The 25,995-nt window shown below is 41.8% G+C and carries 18 protein-coding genes and 1 pseudogene; 5 read left to right on the forward strand and 14 right to left on the reverse strand.

The annotated features are described in order from the left end of the window. Window positions 1-95: 95 nt before the first annotated feature. The 3 genes and pseudogenes from mukB to mukF all read right to left on the reverse strand — a co-directional run. A pseudogene (gene mukB, locus C3007_RS02000) lies at window positions 96-4,505 on the reverse strand (chromosome partition protein MukB); the annotation flags it as partial. Between the two features lie 137 nt (window positions 4,506-4,642). Beyond that, window positions 4,643-5,359, reverse strand: coding sequence for a chromosome partition protein MukE (mukE, locus tag C3007_RS02005; RefSeq protein ID WP_103852843.1), 717 nt, complete (start codon window positions 5,357-5,359; stop codon window positions 4,643-4,645). Between the two features lie 18 nt (window positions 5,360-5,377). Continuing rightward, window positions 5,378-6,703 carry a chromosome partition protein MukF gene (mukF, locus tag C3007_RS02010; protein WP_103852844.1) on the reverse strand — a complete coding sequence of 442 codons (1,326 nt, stop codon included), beginning with the start codon at window positions 6,701-6,703 and terminating at the stop codon, window positions 5,378-5,380. Window positions 6,704-6,878: 175 nt separating this feature from the next. On the opposite strand from mukF, the gene C3007_RS02015 reads away from it, so the two are divergent. Both C3007_RS02015 and ttcA read left to right on the forward strand, forming a co-directional pair. Next, window positions 6,879-7,196, forward strand: coding sequence for a BrnA antitoxin family protein (locus C3007_RS02015; RefSeq protein WP_103852944.1), 318 nt, complete (start codon window positions 6,879-6,881; stop codon window positions 7,194-7,196). Window positions 7,197-7,349: 153 nt separating this feature from the next. Then, window positions 7,350-8,300, forward strand: coding sequence for a tRNA 2-thiocytidine(32) synthetase TtcA (ttcA, locus tag C3007_RS02020; protein ID WP_103852845.1), 951 nt, complete (start codon window positions 7,350-7,352; stop codon window positions 8,298-8,300). 99 nt (window positions 8,301-8,399) lie between these two features. Here the strand turns inward: ttcA and C3007_RS02025 are convergent, their stop codons facing one another. From C3007_RS02025 to C3007_RS02045, 5 genes are all read right to left on the reverse strand, one after another. Next, entirely contained in the window at window positions 8,400-8,906 is a 507-nt protein-coding gene (locus C3007_RS02025) for a C40 family peptidase (protein WP_103852846.1), read from the reverse strand. Window positions 8,907-8,982: 76 nt separating this feature from the next. Next, window positions 8,983-9,279: an integration host factor subunit alpha gene (locus tag C3007_RS02030; RefSeq protein ID WP_103852847.1), complete on the reverse strand. Its 297-nt coding sequence runs from the start codon at window positions 9,277-9,279 to the stop codon at window positions 8,983-8,985. A 4-nt stretch (window positions 9,280-9,283) separates the two neighbouring features. Beyond that, complete coding sequence (pheT, locus tag C3007_RS02035) at window positions 9,284-11,671, reverse strand: phenylalanine--tRNA ligase subunit beta (RefSeq protein WP_103852848.1); 2,388 nt, start codon at window positions 11,669-11,671, stop codon at window positions 9,284-9,286. Window positions 11,672-11,704: 33 nt separating this feature from the next. After that, window positions 11,705-12,694, reverse strand: a complete 990-nt coding sequence (gene pheS, locus C3007_RS02040) for a phenylalanine--tRNA ligase subunit alpha (RefSeq protein WP_103852849.1) — start codon at window positions 12,692-12,694, stop codon at window positions 11,705-11,707. Window positions 12,695-12,769: 75 nt separating this feature from the next. Continuing rightward, the gene (locus C3007_RS02045; RefSeq protein ID WP_103852850.1) at window positions 12,770-13,468 is read right to left on the reverse strand and encodes a TIGR01621 family pseudouridine synthase; all 699 of its coding nucleotides are present in this window, start codon (window positions 13,466-13,468) and stop codon (window positions 12,770-12,772) included. Window positions 13,469-13,502: 34 nt separating this feature from the next. On the opposite strand from C3007_RS02045, the gene cls reads away from it, so the two are divergent. Beyond that, entirely contained in the window at window positions 13,503-14,966 is a 1,464-nt protein-coding gene (cls, locus tag C3007_RS02050) for a cardiolipin synthase (RefSeq protein WP_103852851.1), read from the forward strand. A gap of 52 nt (window positions 14,967-15,018) precedes the next feature. Beyond that, window positions 15,019-15,660: a histidine phosphatase family protein gene (locus C3007_RS02055; protein ID WP_103852852.1), complete on the forward strand. Its 642-nt coding sequence runs from the start codon at window positions 15,019-15,021 to the stop codon at window positions 15,658-15,660. A 135-nt stretch (window positions 15,661-15,795) separates the two neighbouring features. Here the strand turns inward: C3007_RS02055 and bioD are convergent, their stop codons facing one another. Beyond that, window positions 15,796-16,518, reverse strand: coding sequence for a dethiobiotin synthase (gene bioD, locus C3007_RS02060; RefSeq protein WP_103852853.1), 723 nt, complete (start codon window positions 16,516-16,518; stop codon window positions 15,796-15,798). Window positions 16,519-16,583: 65 nt separating this feature from the next. Further along, entirely contained in the window at window positions 16,584-17,807 is a 1,224-nt protein-coding gene (locus C3007_RS02065; protein ID WP_103852854.1) for an ROK family protein, read from the reverse strand. 206 nt (window positions 17,808-18,013) lie between these two features. Here C3007_RS02065 and asnS point away from each other — a divergent pair, with 206 nt between their 5' ends. Continuing rightward, window positions 18,014-19,417 carry an asparagine--tRNA ligase gene (gene asnS / locus C3007_RS02070; RefSeq protein WP_103852855.1) on the forward strand — a complete coding sequence of 468 codons (1,404 nt, stop codon included), beginning with the start codon at window positions 18,014-18,016 and terminating at the stop codon, window positions 19,415-19,417. Window positions 19,418-19,475: 58 nt separating this feature from the next. On the opposite strand, the gene C3007_RS02075 is transcribed toward asnS, so the two are convergent. From C3007_RS02075 to recB, 4 genes are all read right to left on the reverse strand, one after another. Further along, on the reverse strand, window positions 19,476-19,853 hold the full coding sequence (locus tag C3007_RS02075) for a YbjN domain-containing protein (RefSeq protein WP_165779940.1): 378 nt from the start codon (window positions 19,851-19,853) through the stop codon (window positions 19,476-19,478). Continuing rightward, on the reverse strand, window positions 19,846-20,031 hold the full coding sequence (locus tag C3007_RS02080; protein ID WP_103852857.1) for a hypothetical protein: 186 nt from the start codon (window positions 20,029-20,031) through the stop codon (window positions 19,846-19,848). Before C3007_RS02080 ends, C3007_RS02075 begins: the two co-directional genes overlap by 8 nt. A gap of 279 nt (window positions 20,032-20,310) precedes the next feature. After that, window positions 20,311-22,359 carry an exodeoxyribonuclease V subunit alpha gene (gene recD, locus C3007_RS02085; protein WP_103852858.1) on the reverse strand — a complete coding sequence of 683 codons (2,049 nt, stop codon included), beginning with the start codon at window positions 22,357-22,359 and terminating at the stop codon, window positions 20,311-20,313. Next, complete coding sequence (gene recB, locus C3007_RS02090; protein WP_103852859.1) at window positions 22,359-25,991, reverse strand: exodeoxyribonuclease V subunit beta; 3,633 nt, start codon at window positions 25,989-25,991, stop codon at window positions 22,359-22,361. The genes recD and recB overlap by 1 nt, the downstream gene beginning before the upstream one ends. Window positions 25,992-25,995: the final 4 nt, after the last annotated feature.

The raw sequence follows: 25,995 nt of genomic DNA on the forward strand, positions 1-25,995 counted from the left end.
TTTATTTCCTTGCGAGATTTAAAGTGAAAAGATAACGAGTAAAGTGCGGTGAAAAATTTTGTATTTTTGCACCGCACTTTTGTTTATTGCCTATTCTATTCCGTTGCGCCAAAACCGCGTAAGGCAGAAACTTGAACCATTTCTTGGTTACCGAAAATCTTACGCACCAGTTTATAGGTTGTCCCTTTCTCTGGGCTAATGTTTTCAGGCGCGGCAATTAATAATTGCATATCCAAGCGAGAGCAAAGTTCAAACAAGGTTGAAATGGATTTCGCATCTAAACGCGCGGCTTCATCAAGGAATAATAAGCGACAAGGCACAATGTCTTTACCACGAATACGGCGGCTTTCTTCTTCCCAGCTTTGTACCACCATTAACAAGATTGACATACCAGTACCAATGGCTTCACCTGTGGATAATGCACCACTTTCCGCACGCAACCAGCCGTCTGCGCCACGATAGACTTCCACTTCCAAATCAAGGTAATTGCGGTAATCCAACAATTCTTCACCAATGGTTTGTGCCGTACGCTGCCCCATATCAATATGCGGATTTAAGCGCTGATACAATTTCGCAATGGCTTCGGAGAAGGTAATGCGGTTATCAGAGAATAAATCTTGATAATCATCTTGACGATCGGAAAGCGCGTCCAGCAACATTGCGTGAGTATCACGAATATTCACCACTAAGCGCACCGATTTCACCTGACCAAAGGCAATGTTTTGTAGCCCTTGGTTCAGCATACGAATACGATTTTGCTCACGCTGAATAGTCTTACGCATAATGTTCGCCACACTTTCGGAGCTAATCGCCAATTTTTTCTCGCGATTGGTTAGTTCTGCAGTAAGGCGAGATAATTCGATTTCCATTTGTTCAATCGCATCAATTGGATCGTCCGTTTTGATAATGTCTTGACGGATACGCTCACGCAAATGCTGATAAACAGCAATAAAGAACCGCACTTTGTTTTCTGGTTTACGATTATCTTCTGATGAACGCAGGGCATCGCGCAGGTATTCATTGTCAGCCACGGCAGTACGCAACGCACCAAGGGCTTTATCTGACATTGAACGCAATTCATCGGCAGAAAGATAAGCCAGTTCGCGGCGATTTAAGCGTTTTTCTACATCACTATTGCGTGATAAACGCAACACCACACACCAGCTAGCTTTCATCGCGACCACCAATTCACGCTGGGTTTTGTAATCACGCTCCGCTTTGCGAATACGGCGGTTCAGATTTTCACTTTCACTTTCGATGAGCGTTAATTGTTTTTCTAAATAGCGGCGGCGGTTACGCACGGTTGAAAGCTGTTGCGAAAGCTCATCACGACGAGCTTGGGCGCGTTGCTCTGCCCCGTCATCTGCGCGTACACCAAGCTGACTGATTTCTTCAAGTAGCTCGTTTAGCACTTTATTTTTTTCTTCATAAGAACTGCGCAGTTCAATATAGACCTGATTATATTGGGCAAAACGCACTTGTTTTTGGCGCACTTGTTCACGCTGTTGCTCACGCTGTTGTTGCACTTGCTCTAAACGGTTGCGCAGTTGCTCATTTAATTCGGAGGTTTCCGATTGAACGCTTTCTTTGTAATCAAAATGTGCTTTACGCTGCGCTACGTCTGCCAAAGCAAACACACGCAACTGTACTTGTTTTTGCTGATTGACCGCTTGTTCGTATTCCGCTTTTAGGCGTTCGTAATTTTCAGGATCGCTTTGTAGAGTGTTGGCAATCGGTTCAAGCTGTGACAATGTCACGCCATATTGACGGATAAAATGCTCATCTTGCTCGGCTAAATCAAGCTGTTCGCGACATTCTTCAATTCGATCTAATAAACTTTCATCATCAATCACAGAAAGCTGCGGAATTAGTTTATTTAATAACTGTAATTTTTCCTTAGCACTGTCTAATTTAAGACGAATTTGTTGTTCTGTGGTGCTAAACTGCCCTAATTCACGCTCAATGTCCCCTTGTTCACGGCGAATTTCTGCCATCAATTCTTCAGGGTTTGGCTGGAATGCAAGGGCCAAGTGTAAACCAACAAATTGGCTGAAATGTTCGTGTAAACGTTGGCATTTTTGCACATCAAAGGCACATTCTGCATATTGTTCCGACACCTCATCACGTTCAATTTGCAAGGCTTCTAAATGTTTTTCCCGCGCGGCACGACCAAATAATGGGATTTCAGGGAATTTTGAATAACGTAATTCACGGTTCGACACCTGAACCACAACCCCTAGCTCAAGCTCTTGGGCTGACAATACGCTGTCATCAAAAGAACTTGGATCACCTTCGATAAGGTATAAATCATCAGGGCAATCTTCAAGCTGGGCTAATTGTGCTTTCACCGCCTCTAAATCGCGCACCACAATGGCGTGGCGAGCTGGGCCATATAGCGCAGAGAAATAAGGCGCATCTTCAATCGGCACGTCATCATAAAGTTCAGAAAGCAACACGCCCCCAAAGCGTTCTGCTAACACATTTAGACGCGGATCTTCAGAACCATCTGGCTGACTTAAACGGGAAATTTGCTCATCAAGTTGCTGACGTTTTTGCTCTAACTGATCGCGTTTAATGGTTAATTCACGTTCTTTTACCAACAGTGATTGCATAAAATTCATCACATCTTGGCTGTCGCTAAACTGGCTATGGCTTTGTTCTTGCAAGCGCTCAAGTGCAGACTGGGCAGTGAGCCACGCTGGGGCTTTATTGGCATTTTCATTGTAACGCGCGTTCAACTGTTCACGTTTTTGACGCAAGGTTGAGCGCTGTTCCACCTGCTCTGCCAATTCGTCATTTAGCTCATCAACAAGGCTTTCTTGCTCGGCGTAATATTCTTCAATTTCATCGGCGGTTTCGAGTCCTAATTCTGCACGCTGATTAAATTCTTTCAATAAACGCACCGCACTTTGTTGTTGCTGATAACGCTGTTCTAATTCGTGTAATTTGGCGCGAAGTTGTGGCGTTTGTTGCGCTTGCACTTTTTGGCTTGGATATTCACTCAACAAGGCTTTTGCACTTTCCCACGCGGCCGAACGCGGCATTTCCCCTGCAATTTGGCAAACGAGCTGATAGGCTTTATCAAACTGCGATTTCGCCATTTCGGAAATCGACATTTTTTGCTCTAAATCCAGCACTTTATTGGTGAGATCTTCGGCTTGCGCGGCAAATTCAGCGTGATAATCTTCTACATTTTTGGTGGACAGATCAGCCAATCCACAAAGGGTTTTGGCTTTTTCAAGCGCTTGAATAGCTTGTTGATATTGCAACGCACGAGTTTGTTGCGCATCAAGGGCTTGTTGATAATCGGCTAATTGACCACGCAGTTGATCCACTTCTTGCTCATACTGTTCTAATTGTGCTTGGCTTTCTTCGTGCTGTTCAGAGGCTTCTTCTACGGCAAACTTTTGCTCTTCTAACTTTTCCCGTAAACCTTCTACATCATCTTGATAACGTGAGATTTTTTCTTGATGGCGTAAGGCATTCAGCACTAAATTCAGATGATCAACGGCACTTTGATGATCCACTTCAAGGGTTTGTTCGCTTTCGTTGAGTTCCGCCAATTCACGGCTAAAATCCACCAAACGATGTTGCGATAAATCGCGTTCCGATTTGGCTAAATACCATTCTTTACGGTGCGCTAAAGCATTTTCCACATTGCCACGGCGTTCGTTGGCATTACGCATATAATCTGATGCCACATAATTGGTGGTTTCGGTAATTAAATGCTTGAATAAATCACGATCTGATTGCGTTACCTTAATCGCCTCAAGGGTCATACGGTTTTCGCGCAAGGCACTTTCCATATCCTGGAAAGCCTTACGCACCCCTAAATTTTCTGGTAATAAATAATCTCGCAAAGATCGGGTAATAGCACTGGAAATCCCACCGTAAAGTGAGGCTTCGATTAATTTATAAAACTTGCTGCGATCAGAAGACGAACGCAGACGCTTAGGAATAATACCTAAATCAAACATCATTCCGTGATAATCGGTGATTGAGTGATATTGCTTAAATTGCGCGCCAAGTGTTTCGATTTTCTCTTTTAATTCGTTTAAGGTCAGCACACGGGCTTGACGCTCACTTACCACTTCAGTTAGGACACTAATTGGCGCTAAAGATAAAGGAAGGCCTTGAATAGAAAAGGTTTTTATATCCACTTTTTTATCACGCCCTGCCACTTGTTGCAGACGTGCCCCCACTAAAACACGTTGATGACGAGAATTCACCGCATCTAACACGGCATAACAAACACCCGGTTTGAGTTTACCGTGCAAACCTTTATCTCGTGAACCTGTGGTCGCCCCTGCTTCTGTGGTGTTACGGAAATGCAATAGGGTTAAATCAGGAATTAACGCGGTAACAAAGCCGGCCATTGTGGTGGATTTCCCTGCCCCATTTCCCCCTGATAAGGTGGTGACTAATTCATCTAAATCAAAAGTGCGGGCAAAAAAACCGTTCCAGTTGATCAGTGTGAGCGAGCGGAATTTTCCACGTTCTACATTTTGCCCAACAGGCGCGGCCGTATCTTGCGATTGCACTGATACGGTTTCCATAATATCTAATTCTTCAGTTTGATGATTTTCCATTGCTTCGCTTTCAAGGGTTAAATTATCGCTTTCTAATTCAAATTCTTTGGTCATTATTCTTCCCCTTCTTCATCAAATTCTTCAATTTCTTCGCCATTTTGCACCGCACTTTTCTCATCTTGTAAGGATTGTGGTGTTGCGGCTTCCCCATCACGGATCAAGCGTAATTGCGCTTCCATTGGATCATCACCAGCACGCACTTCTGCACCAAAACGGAATACCGCTTCTGAAATCACAAATTTTCCACTATGCTGATCGCCAACGGTTGAAATCATTCCTAAACGGCGTAAGCGATTTAACGCAGCGCGGACTTTTTCTGCTAGTTTTTGTTTATCTAAATCTGACCCTGAAGAACGCTGATTCACCACTTTTAACAGCTTGCTTTCATCGGCCAAATTGAGCAATTCATCATACACTTCTTGTGTGCTGAAAATGCCTTGTTGAGCAAGGCGCTCTGGGCTTAAATACAAATAACACAGCACTTTACCAACCAACATTTCTAATTCAGAAAGCACCGAACGCGCAATCAGCGTGGTAGCTTTGGGACGCAAATAGAAAAAGCCTTCTGGCGCACGAATTAATTCCACATTATAACGGCGATAAAATTGGTCTAGTTCGTTTTGAAAATCCATCAAAAAGGCGTGATTATCCAATTGCTCTAAACTAATGTGTCGCCCTGCACGCAATTGGCTATCCACCGCAGGAAAAAGGGGATTTGCAATGGCCTGCGCTTGTTTTACGGAAAGTATCTCTTGTAGCTGCTCTGTCATAGTTTGGTTCTCTAAAAATTAGTTATATTCATCAATGATATTGGCTTGTACTTCAGCGCCCTGTTCGTTAATTTTTTGCCATTGCGGATAAGCACCGGTTAAATCACCACTTGCCATACCTAAGCGCATTGCCTGATCGACAATAATTCGTGCCACATCAAAATGACGTGAAACTGGGTAATTTTCCAACTGCTCTTTCAGCACTAAACTTAAATCAATCGGACGGTTATGCTCACGGTAGGCAATTAACAAGCTTTGCATATGTTCTACAATTTGATCGTGTAAATCCGCCAAACTTTCGTATTGTAATTCTTCTGGCAGTTCCCCGAGCGCATCTTCTTCACGCAGCACCAGTTCTTCATCACGCAAATCCACTAAACGCTCAGCCTGCGCTGTCCATAAATACCAAGGATTTTCAAAATATTGTTGAATAGACTGACGTAAACGCTGTGAAAAGACGCGATTTTTGTCCATATCAATCGCGGTACGAATAAATTTATGCACGTGGCGGTCATAGCCAATCCATAAGTCAATAGACTGTTGTCCCCAGCTGATAATGCGGTCTAATTTTGCTTGCAAATCAATGATAAGCTGATCGATAAAATAAAGATTTTCCTGACCGATCACACAATCTTGAATACGCAATAATTGCGCTTGCAGTTTATCCCCCGCGGAATTGAGCGTATCTTGCAATTCACGCAGATTGCTTGAGGTTTCATCTAACAAACGCTCACAGCTTGAAATAGCGGCTTGCCAATCTTTGGTTAATAGCTCTGCGATTTCATCTTTAATGCTTTGCTGATTTTCGTCCATCACACGTTGGGAAAAATCAATGCTATCGAAAATCTCCGCCACAGAATATTTTAATGGCGCAAACACATTACGCCGCCAATGATGCTCATCGCCCCCTTCTTCCGCCGCTTCAGAAGCGCGTTGAATTTCATCTGCCACAATTGAAAGCTGAACAGAAAGGCGTAAGGCAGAAAATTCACGTTGGCGAATGTAATAATCCGACACCCCAACGCCCAACGGCGTTAAACGATAAATCGCCAAGCCCTCGGTAAATTCACTACTAAAACGATTGAGAAAGCGCTGTTTTACCAATTCATTAATCGCATTATTGGCGCGGGTGGCAATATTATCGGGAGATTGCTCAAAGGCAGATGCCGTATGGCGGAAAATATCCACTAAATCGGTTTCCAGCATTTCACCGTCTAAGCGCTCATTATTATAAATGGCAATGGCCAATAAAAATGCCAAACGATCGGTCGGCAAATTCAGCGAAAACTCTCGCTCTCTCGCCCAAGAAACCAATTCAGGGATTGTTTGTGATGTTTCAAGCATTGTGTATTCTCACAAGCAAATAAAAATTAGACAAAAATTGTAGTTGATTATACAGGAATTTTTACGGATCTTGTAGATCGTTTTTTTACCAAAAATGTTTACAAAAACTTGTTATTTAGCAAAGTGTATTTACAATAAACCACCCAAAAGAAAAATTTTCGAAATATTGAAAAATATGAAAACAGAGAAAAACACACCGCTGATTAGTGCTGAAGGCGAAGCCCGAGAATTACAGCAAAGCGATTTTACACAAATGAAATCATTACAAGAAACAATGCCTGATGATTTTGTCAATATGGTGCTTGCACATCAAGCGGAAATGGAAAAGCAAGGACATATAAAACCGAAAGTAAGGGGCAAACAAAAAACGCCAACCAAACAAATTATCACTATTCGCTTATCACCTGAAGTGATTGAGGCCTTTAAAGCCACAGGGAAAGGTTGGCAATCGCGTATTAATGAAGTGCTTCTCCAGCATATTCATTCCGTATAATCAGCAATGACCGCATAATAAAGTGCGGTCAAAAATTTTCATCTTTTTAGCTACCTAAAAAGACCTAATCCTGCACATTCCTATTGGAAAAAATTCCATTACCCCTTACTATACGCAAGTTTTTTAAATTGATATAACCGAATAATAAACCCAATGAGCGAAAATTTAACTTCTCAAAACGAAAAAACAAAGAAACAAATCTATAATTTCAATAAGTTACAAAAACGCCTACGCCGTAATGTGGGCGCAGCTATTGCCGATTTTAATATGATTGAAGATGGTGATAAGGTGATGGTGTGTTTATCTGGCGGTAAAGACAGCTACACGTTGTTGGATATTTTGCTTAATTTACGCCTTAATGCCCCGATTCATTTTGATATTGTGGCGGTAAATTTAGATCAAAAACAACCGGGGTTTCCCGAACACGTCTTACCTGAATATTTAGAGAGCATTGGCGTGGATTACAAAATCGTGGAAGAAAATACCTACGGCATTGTGAAAGAAAAAATTCCTGAGGGCAAAACCACCTGTTCCCTTTGTTCTCGTTTAAGACGTGGGATTTTATACCGCACAGCCACAGAACTTGGCGCAACCAAAATCGCCCTTGGTCATCATCGTGATGATATGTTGGAAACCTTATTTTTAAATATGTTCTACGGTGGCAAGCTGAAATCAATGCCACCAAAACTGATCAGTGATGACGGCAAGCAAATTGTGATTCGTCCGTTGGCTTATTGCAAAGAAAAGGACATTGAAAAATATTCCATCGCCAAACAATTCCCGATTATTCCTTGTAATCTATGCGGTTCGCAACCTAACTTGCAACGCCAAGTAGTAAAAGAAATGTTGCAAACTTGGGATCGCCAATATCCGGGGCGCATCGAAACAATGTTCAGCGCAATGCAAAATATTGTGCCTTCGCACCTATGCGATAAAAATTTGTTTAATTTCAAAGATATTCAACGTGGACAAAACCTAGACGGCGTGGAAGGGGATATTGCTTTTGATAAACAAGATCTGCCTACTACCCCATTATTCCAAGATGAAGATGAGCAAACGGATTTCAGCCAAAATGAAATGATTACGTTCAAGGAAGTGAGTTAAACAAAGGCCGAATAAAAGAAGAGCAAAAATAAAGTGCGGTGAAAAAATCAAAAATTTTCCACCGCACTTTTTATTTCTGTATTTTCTATCAATTAGGTTTTACATTCTACGCGCTTGCCAATAGGTACGCGTCCAGTAAGGGCTGTTGAGTGAAGAATAAATCACGCCGCCTTTGGTTGAAGCGTGTAGGAATTGGCCGTCTTTCACATAAATCCCAACGTGGTAGCCATTTGGCCCGCGTCCTGTTTTGAAGAAAACTAAATCCCCTGTCTGAATATCTTCTTTGGCTACTCTTTTCCCATATTTCACTTGTTCTTTTGTAGTTCGTGGTAAGTGAATATTGAAACGATCACGGAAGGTAGTTTGTACAAAAGCAGAACAATCAATACCGCGGCGACTTTGCCCGCCTAAACGATAGGGGGTGCCAGCCCATTCGCGCTGATGTTCTGACAACATTGCAATTGCCATAATAGGGTCATTTAACTGGCTCTGATAATTATTGTGTTTGAAGGACTTATATTTAACGGAAGATATCTCCCTCGAGCTCGAACACGCAACACTCAGTAATACGGCACTCCCAATAAGCAAGGTTTTAACTAAATTCATTGTAAACTCTAAAAATAAAAAGAATAAAAAACTATCCGCACATTTTTAATGTGCAGATAGTTTTAATGGAAAATATTTAAGCTTTTGGCTTAGATTTTTCTACACGAGAACGCAATTTCTGACCGGGTTTGAACACCACAACACGGCGCGCAGAAACGGGAACACTTTCCCCTGTTTTGGGGTTGCGTCCAGGGCGAGAAGCCTTATCACGCAATTCAAAATTACCAAATCCTGATAATTTTACCTCCTGCCCGTTTTCGAGTGCGACACGAATTTCTTCAAAAAAACTTTCCACCAAGACTTTGGCATCACGTTTATTTAGATTATGCTTTTCAATTAAGCTATCGGCTAATTCAACTTTGGTCAATGTCATAATATTAATCTCTCAAATAAGCATCAAATCGTTGTTTTAATGCGTCTAATACCGCTGAAATTACCGCATTAATCTCTTTCTCTTCAAGGGTTTTATCCGTGTCTTGAATGGTTAAGCTAATGGCTAAACTTTTCTTACCTTCTGGTAAATTCGCCCCTTGGTAAACATCAAATAAACTTACGTTTACAAGCTGTTTTCCGCCCGCTTGACGACATACTTCTAACACATCGCCCGCTGGTGTTGCGCTATCCACTACAACCGCCAAATCACGTTTATTTGCAGGGAAACGAGAAATTTCTTTGGCATTTGGAACAGGTCTTTCTGCAATGGCAGCCCATTCAATTTCAAATACGATAGGTTTACCAGATAAACCAAGCTGTTGCACCACTTTTGGATGCACCGTGCCAATATAACCGATTTCTTTATCGTCTAACATAATGGCAGCAGATTGCCCTGGGTGTAACGCTGGATATGATTTTGCTACAAAACGCAAACGATTTCCAGCCTTTGTTAGTGATAAAATGCGTTCTAAATCCCCTTTTAGATCAAAGAAATCCACATTTTCGCCTTTTTGTTCCCAATGAACAGGGCGTTTATCTCCCACAATGGCTGCACCCAGTACATATTCTTGACGAACGCCGCTTTCTGCTTGGCTATCAGGAATAAAGCGTAAGCCGCCTTCAAAAATACGCACACGGCTTTGTTGGCGATTTTGGTTGTAAGCAATGGTTGTAAGCAAGCCCGGTAATAAAGACACGCGCATTGCCGACATTTCACGCGAAATTGGGTTTGGCAGAATTAATGCTTCTTGCTCTGGGTATAATAATTGCTGAACTTCTGGATCAACAAAGCTATAAGACACAATTTCTTGATAATCGCTATCGACAAATGCGGTACGCACACGCACCAATTCTAATAAACTTTCAGGCATTGGTTTCATTTGTAAATGCGCTAATGGGGCATTGTTCGGAATATTGTTATAACCGTAAATGCGCGCCACTTCTTCGATTAAGTCTTCTTCAATCTCAATATCAAAACGCCAGCTTGGTGAAATGGCTGTCCATAAACCGTCTTGGTAGCTCACTTGCAAGCCTAAGCGTTGCAAAATGTCTGTAACGGTTTCTGTTGGAATATGATGTCCTAATAAGTGATCTAATTTTTCACGGCGTAATTGCACCTGTTTTACTTTTGGTAAATTGGCTTCGCTCACCACTTCGCAAATTTCACCCGCTTCGCCACCACAAATCTCTAACAATAAGGCGGTTGCACGCTCCATTGCTTTGTGTTGAAGATTGAAATCCACACCACGTTCAAAACGGTGTGAAGAATCGGTATGCAAGCCATATTGTCTAGCGCGTCCTGTAATGGCTAATGGCGCAAAGAATGCAGCTTCAAGAATCACATCTTTGGTTTCGGCATTCACACCACTGGCTTCGCCACCAAAAATACCCGCCATCGCTAATGGGCCATTTTGATCGGCAATTACTAAAGTATTTGATTGAAGTTTGGCGGTTGTGCCATCTAACAGCACCAATTCTTCGCCTTCTTTTGCCATACGCACTTGCACTGGCTGTGCCACTTTTGCCGCATCAAAGGCGTGCATTGGTTGGCCAAGCTCAAGTAAGATGTAATTGGTAATATCCACTACGGGATCGATAGAACGAATACCGCAACGGCGTAATTTTTCTTGCATCCAAATTGGCGTTGGGGCTTTCACATTCACATTTTTCACCACACGCAATAAATAACGTGGGCAAGCTTCAGGTGCTAACACCTCAATTTGTGCTTTATCTGCAATGGTTGCTGCAACAGGCTTGATTTCAGGGGCATTAACAGCTTGCTGATTAACCACGCCCACTTCACGGGCAATTCCTGCAATGCTTAAACAGTCCGCACGGTTTGGCGTTAAGCTAATTTCTACACTGTTATCGTTTAATTGCAAATACTCACGTAAATCTGTACCAATTGGCGCATCTGCGGGCAATTCGATGATGCCATTGTGATCGTCTGAAATGCCTAATTCGCTGAATGAGCATAACATTCCTTCAGAAGGCTGACCGCGTAATTTGGTTTTCTTAATTTTAAAATCACCCGGTAGCACTGCCCCTTCTACCGCACAAGCCACTTTTAAGCCTTGACGGCAATTTGGTGCACCGCAGACGATGTCTAACAAACGATCACCGCCTACATTCACTTTGGTTACGCGTAATTTATCCGCATCAGGGTGTTGCGCACATTCCACCACTTCCCCTACGACAACGCCACTAAATTCGCCGGCAACAGGTTCAACGCCATCGACTTCTAGCCCAAGCATTGTAATTTGATCACATAATTGTTCCGTGCTAACGGCAGGATTCACCCATTCACGCACCCATAATTCACTAAATTTCATATTCTTTCTCTACATTAATATTTCGGTTTTCTATTACTTAAATTGTTTTAAGAAACGGAGATCATTTTCAAAGAATGAACGTAAATCTGTTACATTGTAACGTAGCATTGTTAAGCGCTCTACGCCCATACCCACCGCAAAGCCAGAATATTCTTCAGGATCAATCCCCACATTGCGTAACACATTAGGGTGAACCATTCCACAACCTAACACTTCAAGCCATTTGCCATTTTTCCCCATTACATCAACCTCAGCAGAAGGCTCGGTAAATGGGAAATAAGATGGGCGGAAACGCACTTTTAAATCTTCTTCAAAGAATGCACGCAAGAAATCGTGTAACAGACCTTTTAATTCGGTGAAATTGGCGTGCTTATCCACATAAAGTAATTCAATTTGGTGGAACATCGGGGTGTGGGTTTGGTCGTAATCATTACGATAAACACGCCCAGGGGCGATAATACGGATAGGTGGTTTGGCTTTTTCCATTGTACGAATTTGCACCCCAGAGGTTTGGGTACGCAATAAACGCTGTGCATCAAACCAGAAAGTATCGTGATCGGCTCGTGCGGGGTGATGAGCGGGGATATTTAACGCATCAAAATTGTAATAATCCGTTTCAATTTCAGGCCCCACTTCCACCGTGAAACCTAAATTAGAGAAAAAGCTCACCACACGCCCAATGGTTACAGAAACAGGGTGCAAGCCACCAAGTTCCGTTTTACGCCCTGGCAAGCTCACGTCAATACTTTCTTTGGCAAGCTGAGCATCTAAGGCTTCTTGCTCCCATTCCGCTTTTTTGCTGTTTAATAAGTCTAAAACTTTCTGTTTTGCCTCATTAATTTTCGCCCCCATTGCAGGACGCTCTTCGGCGGCAATATCACGCAACCCTTGCATTAATTGGGTAAAATGCCCTTTTTTACCAAAATATTCTACGCGAATCGCATCTAGGGTTTCGAGGCTTTTATCGTGCAATTTCTCAATCGCGTCTTTTGCCTGTTCTGTAATGTCTTTAAGGTGTTGCATACCTATCCTCTAATAACAATCTAACATTTGAAAAATTTCCTAATGATAATACTAACGCCTTAAAAAATCACGTTTTTATTGTGGCTTTTCACAATTATTCTCCCTTTCCCATTGCTGAATTTTTTCTTGCACGGAAAGTGCGGTGAAAAATTTGCCTGTTTTTGGCAGAGTTTTCACATTGATCCACTGGTCTTTGTAAGTAAATTTCAGCTGATAACAATGCAAATAAGTGCGGTCGGATTTTTGTTTATTTCCGCCATAAAGTTCATCACCTAAAATCGGGCTACCTAGGCTTTTCATCGCCACGCGTAACTGGTGCGTTTTGCCTGTTTGCGGAAACAAAATAAAAAGGCGTAAATTTGGCTCGCAGCTTAGGGAAGAAAAACGCGTGATGGCAGGGTTTTCCTTGCTTTGGCATAATTTCCAAGTACCATTGCGAGATTTTTGCATATCTCCCACAATTCGCCCTTGCTTTTTCTTTGGCTTTTCGGTGGATAACGCCAGATAGGTTTTCTCGATGCGATGATCGGCAAATAGCCCTGACAAGGTTGCCGCCGCCTGTTTATTCAACGCCAAGATTAACAACCCAGAAGTCACCTTATCTAACCGATGCACTAGCCACACTTGGGGCAAATTTAATTGCTGAGCCACTAAGGTGGTTAGACCAAGCGCCTGATCATCTTTATGCACGGAAATGCCACAAGGCTTGTGAATAATGATAAAATCGGCGTGCTGAAAAACAATGTCGAACATTGGCGTTGTGATCTCTGGCATAATTAGATGTTTATAAAAGTGCGGTTAAAAATAAATGAATTTTACTTTTCAACAGATTATAGCATATCTCGTCCCTGTCCTGATTTGGATTTTGACCATTTCTATCACAATGCGATTAGTGATAAAAAAACAATCGGTTTCAGCCACCCTTTCTTGGTTGATGATTATTTATCTCGTGCCAGTGGTGGGCATTATCGCTTATTTAGTGTTTGGTGAAGTGAAATTAGGCACAAAACGGGCAAAAGCATTTCGTTTGCTTGCCCCCAAATTTAACCAGTGGTTTGGCGATTTTTCGCAATGTCCGCAATTAATTAATCATCACAACACCCTGCTTTATCGCCCCATTTTTGACTTAGCCAAAAGTCGCTTAAATATCCCTTGTGTGCTGGGTAATGAGCTACATATTTTAGACACGCCAGAAAGCATTATTAAAAGCATTATTCAAGATATTCACCAAGCCCAACACAGCATTAATATGGTGTTTTATATTTGGTGGAATGGCGGCTTAGTGGAAGAGGTGCAGAACGCGCTAATTAGCGCACAACAGCGTGGTGTTACGGTGCGGATATTGGTGGATAGCGTAGGCAGCCGTCAATTTCTAAAAAGCAAAAATTACCGCAAAATGAAAGAAAGTGGCATTGAGATCACCGAAGCGCTACACGTTAATTTACTGCGTATGTTTTTTAGTCGTATTGATTTACGCCAGCACCGCAAAATTATTGTGATCGATAATCAAATTGCTTACACCGGCAGTATGAATATGGTTGATCCAAAATATTTCAAACAAAATAGCCACGTTGGCGAATGGGTTGATATTATGGTGCGTATTAACGGCCCTGTTTCTGCCGTGCTAAATGGGCTATATGCGTGGGATTGGCAAATTGAAAGCGATAAAGAAATTCCCTTGCAGTTGCCAGATTGCCCTTTGCTACCTATTGATCAAAATAACTCGCACGCCGTGCAAATTCTTGCCACAGGCCCGGGCTTTCCTGATGATTTAATGGCGCAATCCCTTTCTATTGCGATTTTTTCCGCACGCCAAAGCATCACCATTACTTCACCTTATTTTGTGCCAAGCCATAGCATTGCTGAAGCCTTACGCATTGCGGCGTTACGTGGTATTGACGTTACGCTGATTCTTCCAAAGAAAAACGATTCTTTAATGGTAAGCTGGGCGAGCCGTACCTTTTTTGAAGATCTGCTTGCCGCAGGGGTGAAAATTTATCAATTTGAGCAAGGCTTATTACATACTAAAAGCGTGTTGATTGATAACCGCCTTGCCCTTGTTGGCACGGTAAATATGGATATGCGCAGTTTTATGCTGAATTTTGAAGTCACAATGGTGGTGGAAGATCAAAGTTTTGCCAATGAAGTAACCCAATTGCAACAGCACTACCGCCAAAGTTCTTCTTTATTAACCTATGAAAACTGGGTAAAACGCCCTGTTTATCAGCAGGTTATCGAACGCTTATTTTTCTTATTTAGCCCGCTTTTATAAGGCATAAGTGCGGTGTAAATTTTCCAACTTTTTAAGCATTTTAAGGATTGCAATGAAAAAACAGCTCACTTTTTATTTAGTTCGCCACGGACGCACCGTTTGGAATGAACAAGGTTTATTACAAGGACAAGGCGATTCTCCACTAATCGCCGAAGGGATTGAGGGGGCAATGAAAACAGGCGAACACTTAGCCAACGTGCCTTTTGTCGCCGCCTATTCAAGCGTGTTAAAACGCGCGATGGATACCACGCAATACATTATTGGCGAGCGCAATATTCCTTTCTTTCAGCATAAAGGCTTAAACGAACATTTCTTTGGCAGCTGGGAGGGCGTGTTGGTGGATAGCATTCGTCAAAGCGAAGAATTTCAACAAATGACCAAAGATCCTGCGAATTATCAAGCCAAAAGCAACGGCGGCGAAACCTTTACTGAACTGGCTGAGCGAGCAATGCAGGCGGTTTATGACATTATCAATGTGCATAACAAAGGCAATATTTTATTGGTTTCCCACGGACATACATTGCGTTTATTGCTTGCCCTATTTGACGGCTCAACCTGGCAAAACCACCGTGAAAATCCACGAGTAATCCGTTTGGATAACACGTCCATTAGCATTGTTCACTATGAGCAAGCGGAAAACGAAAATGTAGGGCGTTTTGTGTTGGAAACGGTGAATAGCACAGCGCATTTGTAGTATTTTTTGTAAGGCGTTAGGCCGAAGCCATATTTAATGGCGAAAAAAAGTGCGGTAGAAAAATTCTGATTTTTTGCACCGCACTTTAATAATCATTTAGATTGAAACGAATGAATTTCGCTTACTTCATCTACTCTACTTCACCCATTCCGTTTGCAGATAAGTTAAGCGTTCAATATTAGTAATGTAATGCCCCAATTCTTGTTCTTCAGGGCGATGCACATAGGGAATTTGCCCGAGCAACGGTGCGTCAATTTTTTCACTCAGCATTTCAATAATTTCCGCATAATGGGCTAAGCCTGGGTTAATGCGATTGGCGATCCAACCCACTAAGGGCAAGCCCGATTGTTGAATGGATTGTGCGGTCAGCAATGCGTGATTAATGCAACCCTCTTTAATGCCAACCACCAGCACTACAGGCATTTTGTGCGAAATAGCCCAGCTGGCAAAGCTGTATTCCTTATTCATCGGCGTTAGCCAACCAAATGCTCCCTCCACTAACACAGATTGATAACGCTGCGTCAGCGCGCTGAGATCGGCATTAATTTTTTTTATATCAATACGTTGCCCGTCTTCACTTAACATAGGCAAACTGTGCGAAAAGCTATAACTATTCACATTTTGGTAGGTTACATTTTCTTTTGTGGCATCGATTAAGGTTAGCACATCAGAATTATTTTCTAGCCCATAATCACTATCTACTGTGCTTTCGCAATAAGACCAATCTTCTTGACAACAGGCTATGGGCTTATAGCCGACAATCTGAATACCTTGATTTTGCAACGCTTGGATAATGGCACGGCTGGATACGGTTTTCCCTACATTCGTATCTGTGCCGGTAACAAAAAAGCAGCTCATCATTTTTTTCCTTATGATCCAATTTGTGTTGAATTCTAAAGGAATTTCATCAGGAGAACATTGAGCTAACACAATTTTTCTTTATTTTTCAGTAGATCACCTAACAAACTGCCGTCATAAATCCCTTGTTTAATGGCGGCGGTTAATACTTCTGGGCTATTCCATTTATAACGGCTCGTTACCACTTCCACATCGCAATGATAAAGGGATAAGCGTTGATTTAAGCGGGCTAAGAAAATCTCTTTTGCTGCCAATAAACAGGTGTTTAACATCACTTTTTTAGAAGAAAACATATTCACTAAACACATTAAATGGTAAGCCGTTAAATCAGCAATATGATGAATAATATCAACGGCTTTCCCATCATTTTTTTGTGCCTGTTCACATAAAAAGTGGATTTTTTCAATATTATCAATTTGTTGATTGTTGGGATACGCCAAATCAATCAATTTATAAATGGCTTTATGTGTTAGCTGATTGATGATTTGATTGCGTTCAATTTCAGGTAACTGATTATTAAGTTTATCCTGAATTGGGTTTAATCTTGGGGTGATGAGTTTATCAATATTCATTTTCGGCTGTTTGTTACATCGTAACACATCACCTTGCGATAGCACGCTTAAATTTATCCGCTCATCAAGTTGTAAAAATAAAACGTGATCACAACCAATCACGCTGCCCACAGAGCTTTCAGCAAACAGCCAAGTTTGGAAATAATCCGTAACCATTACTGGCATTTTGAAATAAGGGTGAAATAAGGCTTTCAAATCTAAGGTGAGCTGACGATTGCCAAGCTGATAAACATAGCGTTCTTCACTGTCTAACTCCCCTGTTACCGCAATGGAAAAAGTGATCACCTTATAAGGTTCAAGTTTTGTTTTTTCTAAAAACGCTTGCACATAGCTAACTAAAACCCGATCTAATTGGGCAAATTCTTCACGGCGTAAAGGAAAGGAATGTTCTGCCAGCGGTGTGCCATCTAATTCACAAAGAAAAATATCAAAGCGATCTTCGCTCAACACCGCACATAAAGACTGCCAGAAAAAAGGCGATACACATAAACCAATAGCTGGACGACCACGGTTTTCTGTATTTCGCACGGCTTTTTCAATAATTAACCGTTCGTTAATAAGCTGACGGGTTAAAGAAGTAATTGTCGCAGGGGCTAAGCGTGAGAGTTTTGAAAGGTCAATCCGCGAAATTTCTTCAAATTGCTCAATGAGTCGATACACTTTCCCTAGTTGCTGTAATTTTAAGACATACTTGTCTTGTTTTCTTTCCTTGATCATAACGCCTCATCGTTGATTAATTAGTCGATTAAATTTTTGAAATGAAATAATTGTTTTTTATATCAGGTTGCGATCTAAAAACAAGTTATTTACTTCAATTTTGTGGGCGACTTCACAAAAACAATCGCACAATTCATTTTGGCAAATTTTCTGACTTGCGGTAAACTAGGCACGTTTTTACGCTAATTTTTTTGATTGAGGTTTATATGACACAAATTGCCCCTATCGTAGATGTATTACAAGGCAAAATTCAAATCGGTGATCAAGTTACCGTGCGTGGCTGGGTGCGTACTCGCCGCGATTCTAAAGCAGGGCTTTCTTTCCTTGCGGTGTATGACGGCTCTTGCTTCGATCCTATCCAAGTGATCGTCAATAGCGACATTGCCAATTATCAAAATGAAATCCTACGCCTCACCACAGGCTGTTCGGTGATTGTAACAGGAACAGTGGTGGAATCCCCAGCACAAGGGCAAGCGGTGGAATTACAGGCGGAAAACGTGGAAGTAACAGGCTGGGTGGAAGATCCCGACACTTACCCAATGGCAGCTAAACGCCATAGCATCGAATATTTGCGTGAAGTGGCACATTTACGCCCGCGTACCAACATTATCGGTGCAGTAGCACGTGTACGCCATTGCTTAGCCCAAGCGATTCACCGTTTCTTCCACGAACAAGGCTTCTACTGGGTAGCTACCCCACTTATCACCGCTTCTGACACAGAGGGTGCTGGCGAAATGTTCCGTGTTTCCACCCTTGACTTAGAAAACCTGCCACGCACAGAACAAGGTGCGGTAGATTTTTCGCAAGATTTCTTCGGAAAAGAAGCGTTTTTAACCGTATCTGGTCAGCTAAACGGCGAAACTTACGCTTGTGCATTAAGTAAAATCTATACCTTTGGCCCAACATTCCGTGCAGAAAATTCAAACACCACTCGCCACTTGGCAGAATTCTGGATGGTTGAGCCTGAAATCGCCTTTGCGGATCTAAACGATAACGCAAAACTTGCGGAAGATATGCTTAAATATGTGTTCCGTGCGGTATTAGATGAACGTAAAGATGACTTAAAATTCTTTGAAAAACACGTTGATAAAGACGTTATCAGCCGTTTAGAAAACTTCATTAATTCTGATTTTGCACAAATTGATTACACAGATGCCATTGAAATCCTATTAAAATCAGGCAAAAAATTTGAATACCCAGTATCTTGGGGGATTGATTTGTCCTCAGAACACGAACGCTATTTAGCGGAAGAATATTTCAAATCCCCAGTGGTGGTGAAAAACTATCCAAAAGACATCAAAGCGTTCTATATGCGCTTAAATGATGACGGCAAAACCGTGGCGGCAATGGACGTATTAGCCCCAGGAATTGGTGAAATCATTGGTGGTTCGCAACGTGAAGAACGCCTAGATGTGCTAGATAAACGTATGCTTGAAATGGGTCTAAACCCAGAAGATTACTGGTGGTATCGCGATCTACGCCGCTACGGCACTGTGCCACATTCAGGCTTCGGTTTAGGTTTTGAACGTTTAATCGTTTATGTAACCGGCGTGCAAAATATCCGCGACGTGATCCCATTCCCACGCGCACCAAGAAACGCGAATTTCTAAAATTAAATGAAAAAAATGCGGTGATACAAAAAGTTCACCGCATTTTTTATTCTTTCATCTAGTCTTCTACAAACTCAAAAATATCAATTGTTCTAACAGCATTTAACATACTAGATACGCCTTTTACGATTCTCGCTTTGGATAATCTCTCACCAAGTGCAGGCAAAGTGATAGAGAATGAAAGTTTATTTGCCTCGTCAACATATAAACACCCTAATCTATGGTTTGCATTCCAATCATTCACTTTTTCTAAAGATAACATAGGCATAGCTACTACATAAACCAGTTGAATATCGCCATTTTCATACAACGCAATAAGATAGTTATTTCCATTAACCTTTAATACTGCGATATCTTCTTTCACTATAGTGACTGAACGATATCCTTCATCTAACAGAATTTCTTTTATTTCCTCTGCGGTATATTGATTACTCATAAATTCCTCCTCCATTTGAATTGCGAGTTGGGGTTACAGACATTTTGTCACGCATTTGGGCGGATAAATCAGTATCATAGCTTAATTTATCGGCAGGTTTAGTCAGATCATATTGGTATTTATTACCAAAACTATCTTTATAAAGAGTAGTTCCATTCTCTAAAATTGGAATAAGCATTTTAGCTCCTATAAATTTAGTATTTAAATTATTTTAAACGCACAAATATTTTTATTTGCAGGAGTGTTTGTTATCTCTGTAAAGAGATAACAACAGGGAGTATACTCCCGCTAAAAACGTTCAAGAAAACAAGCTAAAAAATACTGGTAGTATCGCGATATGGGTATTATGCTACACTAAAGACGTGAATTTTTAGGTTGAAATAAAGGTAAAGTACGGTAAAAAATTTTTGATTTTTTCACCGCTCTTTTATTCTTGTTAGATAACCTTATTCTTAATTTATTTAACTATTTCTTGCAACAACAAGGCTAACCCGCTTTGCCGTTTGGTTGGTTTTCTTACCGCACTTTTCCAGCTTTGTTCCGTACTAAACACAGTGGCTTGGCTTTTGGCACGAGTAATGCCAGTGTAAACTAATTCGCGGGATAAAATCGGGTTGGGTTCAGTGGGTAACACCATAAAAGCGTGATCAAATTCAGAACCTTGCGATTTATGCACGGTCATCACAAAAGCGGGGTCGTGGCTTGGAATTCGGCTGGCTAATTCCCGTGTGCCATTTTCAAAATAAAAATGTCCGCGTGCCTTTCCTTGTTCATCAAAATTCAATAAATACAACCCAACATCACCATTATATAAGCCCACATTGCTGTCGTTTTGCGTAATCATAATAGGTTTACCGAGATAATGTTCACGCGCTTGATTAAATTGCACTAAGCCTTTTGCACGCAACCCCTCTGCAATGCCTTGATTGAGTTTTTCACTGCCCAACTCCCCTACGCGTAATGCGGTAAGATAACGCACTTTGTTAAATGCGGTGAAAATTTGCTGAATTTTTTCTGAATCTAACGGCTGATTTTGCGCCGTAATTTGCTGAATTAAGGTTAAAAAATCGGCGTAATTTTGCACCGCACTTTGCACAATCAGATTGGCACAATATTGCTGATACGCCACCGTATTCACGTCCATCGCTTGGGCAAATTGCATAAAATCCACTAAGGTTAAGGGTGAATTTGTTACAACATCACTTTTCGCCAAATCCCCTGCTTGCAACAGCTGCCAGCTTTCTTCGGCTTTGCCTTGATTAATCAGTTTCGCGAGCTGACCAATGGCGGAATGTTCATCAAAACGATGGCTTTGGGTTAAATGGCAAAGGTGATCGCGAATGGGATTTCCTTTATCCACCGCTGGCAAATGTTGCCCTGTGGTTTGTTGTAAATAAGCCACAAAATCAGGGCTATATCCTTGCGCAAGAAATTTGCCTAACTCCGCCAAAATCGCCCCTGCCTCCACGGAAGCAAGCTGATCTTTATCGCCTAACAAAATCAATTTGGTTTGCGGTTTTAGCGCCTGTAACAATTTCGCCATTAGGGATAAATCAATCATTGAAGATTCGTCCACCATCAGCACATCAATGAGCAAAGGGTTTTGTTTATTATGGCGTGGCGTTTCTTCATAAAAACGAACACCAAGCAAGCGGTGCAAGGTTTCAGGTTGGGTAGGAATGGCTGCAATTAAGGTTTCAGGCAAGGCTAGCTCTGCTTGTAAGCGAGCCAAGGAATTGTCCATACTCTCTTTTAACCGCGCGGTGGCTTTGCCGGTCGGCGCAACCAGTTTGATACGTAAACCTTGCTGATACAAATCCTGCAAAGCAAGCAACAAGCGCGTTACGGTGGTGGTTTTGCCCGTTCCCGGCCCACCACTGATTAAGGTGAAAGGCTGTTTCAACGCCATTGCCACCGCAATTTCTTGCCAATTAATTTGCGTTGGTTGTGGTGAAGCTGGAAAATATTTTTGCAAAATGGTCGCAATGGCTTGCGGATCGAAAGTGCGGTCAAAAATTGCGGGATTTTGCACCGCACTTTGTTTTTTACGTTGATTTTCTGAATGGTGTTCAGTGCGTTTAATGGCATTAGCAAAATATTCCGCCACACGATATTCATCTTGCCAAATGCGATAAAAATACAAGGCGTTAAACTGAAATACCAAAGGGGCAACCTTGCTTTTCGGCTCAGTGGTAAACGCAATATGATCCTGCAATTCTGCAATCCATTGAGTAACGGGCAGAAAGCCTATTTGTTCATTAATGCGGTTTGCGTATTCTCGTTCGCTGTAAGGCAACAAATTCTGTAGCAGATTTTCTTCAAGCAACAAACAGCTATGCCCCTGCAAATAAGAATAGTTGCACAACGCCGCCAATAAAATCGCTAAATTTTGTTGGTGTAAGGAATAGGATTTACCTTGTTGTTTTTCGGAGATCAGCCGTGCAAAATGGTAATCGCCCTCGCTAAACACGCCTTTTTCTTTCAGTTCTTTAATTAGCCCAAGCATTAAAATAATTCCTCCAAGGCTTGAATTAGCCGCCAATCTGGCTTATCAAAATAAATGCCGTTTTGATCTTGCCCGTTCATTCCACGCAAGAATGTGTAAATCACGCCCCCAAAATCTCGCTCATATTGATAATCTGGATCACGGCTTTGTAAATAACGGTGCAACGCCAAGGTGTAAAGCAAATATTGCCAGTCATAAAAACCGTTTTTCATCACTTCAGGCAACTGCGTCGGCTGATAATTTTCCAGTTGATGACCAAGCAAATTTGATTTGTAATCCAACACATAATATTTGCCCTGATGACGAAACACGAGATCGATAAAGCCGCGCAACATTCCTTGCAAACGCTCAAAAATCAGATTTTGCGAAGAATGTGGGTGATAATTTTGCAAGGCTCGGTTAAACGCCGTGGCGTCAAAGGCTTTATTGAGTTTCAAATAAAATTGCATTTCTTTTAAGCAATCTTGTTGTTGAATTTGGGCAAGGGTTAAGCTTTCCCCTAGCAATAATGGGCTGTGATAAATGGCGTTAAACCATTGTTGCAAGGTGGAAATCCATTGCTCATCAAGCTGTAACAGTTGGCATAATTTAGCTAAATTTTGCTCATCAAGGGCGGATTGTGCGGTATTTTTTTCTAAATATCGGTGCAAAATCGTCCCCACGCGCACGCCACTTGGTAAATCAAAAGGGCTATAACCTTGCGGATAAGCATTTTCATTTTCTTGTGGTGGTGCATTGTCTTCGCTTAAGTTTGCTGTTGGCGGCAGGTTGAAATCGTAATCCTTACCTTGATCAAAAACTGACGAAATTTGCCCCGCACTTTCATTTTCTGCCTGTAATTTCAATTTATTACGCTGATGCTTATGCACTATATCAGTGAAACTGGTTACCCCCCAATGATATTCAATGTTGCCGTTAAATATAGCTGGACTAAAGATTTGATTGTGAGAAGCGGAAACTAAAGGCGCGCTTGCTTCAAGATCTTCGATACTTCGAATGGCAACATTCTGCTCGCCCACTTTTTGCTGTAGGGCTTGCAATAATGAGCGGGTGTCATAGGCTTCGGATAATGTTATCTTTTCGCCAATTGTCCCTTCACTTAGGGCATAAAGCAAGCCATTCCATTTTTTCTCAAAGGATTTCGGCAGACAACACGCCACTTGGTATTTAGCGCGGGTGAGCGCCACATAAAGCAAACGCATTTCTTCTGCCAAATTTTCTTTCAAAACCAGCGCCGACTGCTGATTTTCCATATCCCACAACACTTGATCTTTTGCGTAATAGGTGGTGATGGTATCTTTGACACCTTTCGCAGGGGAGGCAATAAAGGGCAGCCATACCAAATCATAAGCCAAGCCTTTTGATTTATGAATCGTCACGATTTTCACTAAATCTCGTTCGCTTTCTAAACGAATACTTTCTTGCATTCGATCTGTGCCTTGAATTTGCTTTTCAAACCAACGCAATAAGGCGGCTTCGCTTTCGTTTAAGCGGCTAGCTTGCTGTAAAAGCTCTGCCAAGTGCAAGAAATCGGTTAAAATACGCTCCCCTTGGCTACGCACAAGCAAGCGTTGGGTGAGTGGATTTTCTTCATTCAACAATAATTGGTGCAGCATCACCAAAATGCCTTTTTGTTGCCAGGTTTTTTGATAGGCAAAAAAGGCTTCCACCCATTGTTCCCACAGATTTTCATCTTGCTTGATTTGATAAATTTCCGCACTGGTTAAGCCAAATAATCGGGTGGCAATGGCGTTGAGAATGTGGCGCTCATTCAATGGGTTTAAACAAGCCTGCAAAATTAACGCCAATTCCTGCGCGGTTTCGCTGTCAAACACATTGCTTTTATCCGACAAATACACCGAAGCAATGCCTAAATTTCGCAAGGCAGTTTTAACGCTCAGCGCTTCTTTCCAACTGCGTACTAGCACGGCGATATTTTTGGCTTGCAATGGCTCATCGCCAAATTTTGCTTGATTTTGCACCGCACTTTTTAACCATTGTTGAATGGAAATGGCGCAGGTTTCGGCAAATTGCTCTTGATTATAGGCATCGCCTAAATAGCAACTTAAAGCTGGCTCATCTTGTCCGTTAAGGTTAAAGTGCGGTAGATTTTTCCCTGCTTTTACGGGCTCAAACTGAATTTCATCAAATAAAAATGGCGCTGGCTGTGCAAAATCAAAAATCCCATTAACACATTGAATTAATGCGGCGGTGGAACGCCAGTTTTCTTTCAGTGTAAAACGCTGGTTGGCTTGTTGCGAAGCCTTAAAATAAGTAAAAATATCTGCGCCACGGAATTGATAAATAGACTGTTTCGGATCGCCAATCATAATAAAGCCTGAAGCTGTAGGCTGCGATTGTTGCGGCGGATTTTCGATATAAATTTTAGAAAAAATTTGATACTGCTGGGCGTCTGTATCCTGAAATTCGTCAATCATTGCAAAGGGATATTGATTGCGAATCAGCGCGGCTAATTCTTGCCCATTCTCACCACACAAACCTTCGCGCACCAAACGCAGCAAATCATTAAAGCCTTTTTGCGTGTGATGTTTTTTGTAATCAAACAATTTTTGTCGAATAGTGCGAATAGAATGGTAAAGCACAATGGGCAACGTGAGGGAAATGCCTTCCGACTGTTCAATCAGTTTTTCCGCTTGGCTTAATAAAGAATGTTGCAAAGGCTCAAAATCTGCTTTGGTTTTGGCAGCAATATCTTTTTCCGTAAAATAAATGAGAATATCAGGTAAGCTATAATTATCGAGATCTTCCGCCCACGCACGCATTTTCTCAAAGCGTCCCCGCATATGATCTGCTCGGTAATTTTTAATTTGTGCTTTATTCTTTTCTAGAAATTCTGCGAGTTTTTGTTCATTCGCCAACCATTCTTGCTTAAACTCATCAATCGCCTGATAGCGAGCCAATAAATGTTGTTGGAGAAATTCATCAAGAGAAAGGTCAAGCAGGCTTGGATCAGAAAGTGCCACATCAAAGGTTTCTTTATCTAGATAATCCTTAATTTTTTTCAGTAATTCCTGTGGCGATTTTAAGTTTTCATAAACCCATTTCGCCACGATGACAGGCTGATGATAAAATGCTTCGCGCCAAAATTCATTGGTGAGGCGTTCGAGCAATTCGCTTTCATCTCTCACCAATTCCAAATTAAAATGCACGCCCGAATTAAAGGCATATTGCATTAGCATACGGCGACAAAAACTGTGGATCGTGTAAATCGCGGCGGTATCCATACTCTGCTCCGCCCAATTAAGGCGTTGAATCGCCAAAGGAATATCCGGCAAACTTTGTACAAGCTCGCCAAGCAAAGGATCGCCACCTTGGCTAAACACGTCTAAATCCTGTGTAGCTTGATATTGCAAAAGCAGCTGTTTGCTATGGTAAATCCTTGCGCGAATACGCTCGCGCAGCTCTTGCGTTGCCATTTCGGTAAAGGTTACCACGAGAATTTTATCCACCGATAATGGCTGGCTAAAACAGTTCTCCCCTGCTTGTAACAGCAAGCGAATATACAAGGACGCCATTGTATAGGTTTTGCCCGTTCCCGCAGACGCTTCGATCAGGCTAACGCCCTGCAACGGCATTGTGGCTGGATTGAGTGTTTGCGTTTTTGTCGTCATCATA

The sequence above is a fragment of the Avibacterium gallinarum genome (assembly GCF_002921135.1).
GTDB classification, from domain to species: Bacteria; Pseudomonadota; Gammaproteobacteria; order Enterobacterales; family Pasteurellaceae; genus Avibacterium; species Avibacterium gallinarum.

Bases quoted from the DNA above. Each gene is read 5' to 3' on its own strand.
- mukE (WP_103852843.1), bottom strand. From the start codon at position 5,359: ATGACAGAGCAGCTACAAGAGATACTTTCCGTAAAACAAGCGCAGGCC.
- mukF (WP_103852844.1), bottom strand. From the start codon at position 6,703: ATGCTTGAAACATCACAAACAATCCCTGAATTGGTTTCTTGGGCGAGA.
- C3007_RS02015 (WP_103852944.1), top strand. From the start codon at position 6,879: ATGAAAACAGAGAAAAACACACCGCTGATTAGTGCTGAAGGCGAAGCC.
- ttcA (WP_103852845.1), top strand. From the start codon at position 7,350: ATGAGCGAAAATTTAACTTCTCAAAACGAAAAAACAAAGAAACAAATC.
- C3007_RS02025 (WP_103852846.1), bottom strand. From the start codon at position 8,906: ATGAATTTAGTTAAAACCTTGCTTATTGGGAGTGCCGTATTACTGAGT.
- C3007_RS02030 (WP_103852847.1), bottom strand. From the start codon at position 9,279: ATGACATTGACCAAAGTTGAATTAGCCGATAGCTTAATTGAAAAGCAT.
- pheT (WP_103852848.1), bottom strand. From the start codon at position 11,671: ATGAAATTTAGTGAATTATGGGTGCGTGAATGGGTGAATCCTGCCGTT.
- pheS (WP_103852849.1), bottom strand. From the start codon at position 12,694: ATGCAACACCTTAAAGACATTACAGAACAGGCAAAAGACGCGATTGAG.
- C3007_RS02045 (WP_103852850.1), bottom strand. From the start codon at position 13,468: ATGCCAGAGATCACAACGCCAATGTTCGACATTGTTTTTCAGCACGCC.
- cls (WP_103852851.1), top strand. From the start codon at position 13,503: ATGAATTTTACTTTTCAACAGATTATAGCATATCTCGTCCCTGTCCTG.
- C3007_RS02055 (WP_103852852.1), top strand. From the start codon at position 15,019: ATGAAAAAACAGCTCACTTTTTATTTAGTTCGCCACGGACGCACCGTT.
- bioD (WP_103852853.1), bottom strand. From the start codon at position 16,518: ATGAGCTGCTTTTTTGTTACCGGCACAGATACGAATGTAGGGAAAACC.
- C3007_RS02065 (WP_103852854.1), bottom strand. From the start codon at position 17,807: ATGATCAAGGAAAGAAAACAAGACAAGTATGTCTTAAAATTACAGCAA.
- asnS (WP_103852855.1), top strand. From the start codon at position 18,014: ATGACACAAATTGCCCCTATCGTAGATGTATTACAAGGCAAAATTCAA.
- C3007_RS02075 (WP_165779940.1), bottom strand. From the start codon at position 19,853: ATGAGTAATCAATATACCGCAGAGGAAATAAAAGAAATTCTGTTAGAT.
- C3007_RS02080 (WP_103852857.1), bottom strand. From the start codon at position 20,031: ATGCTTATTCCAATTTTAGAGAATGGAACTACTCTTTATAAAGATAGT.
- recD (WP_103852858.1), bottom strand. From the start codon at position 22,359: ATGCTTGGGCTAATTAAAGAACTGAAAGAAAAAGGCGTGTTTAGCGAG.
- recB (WP_103852859.1), bottom strand. From the start codon at position 25,991: ATGACGACAAAAACGCAAACACTCAATCCAGCCACAATGCCGTTGCAG.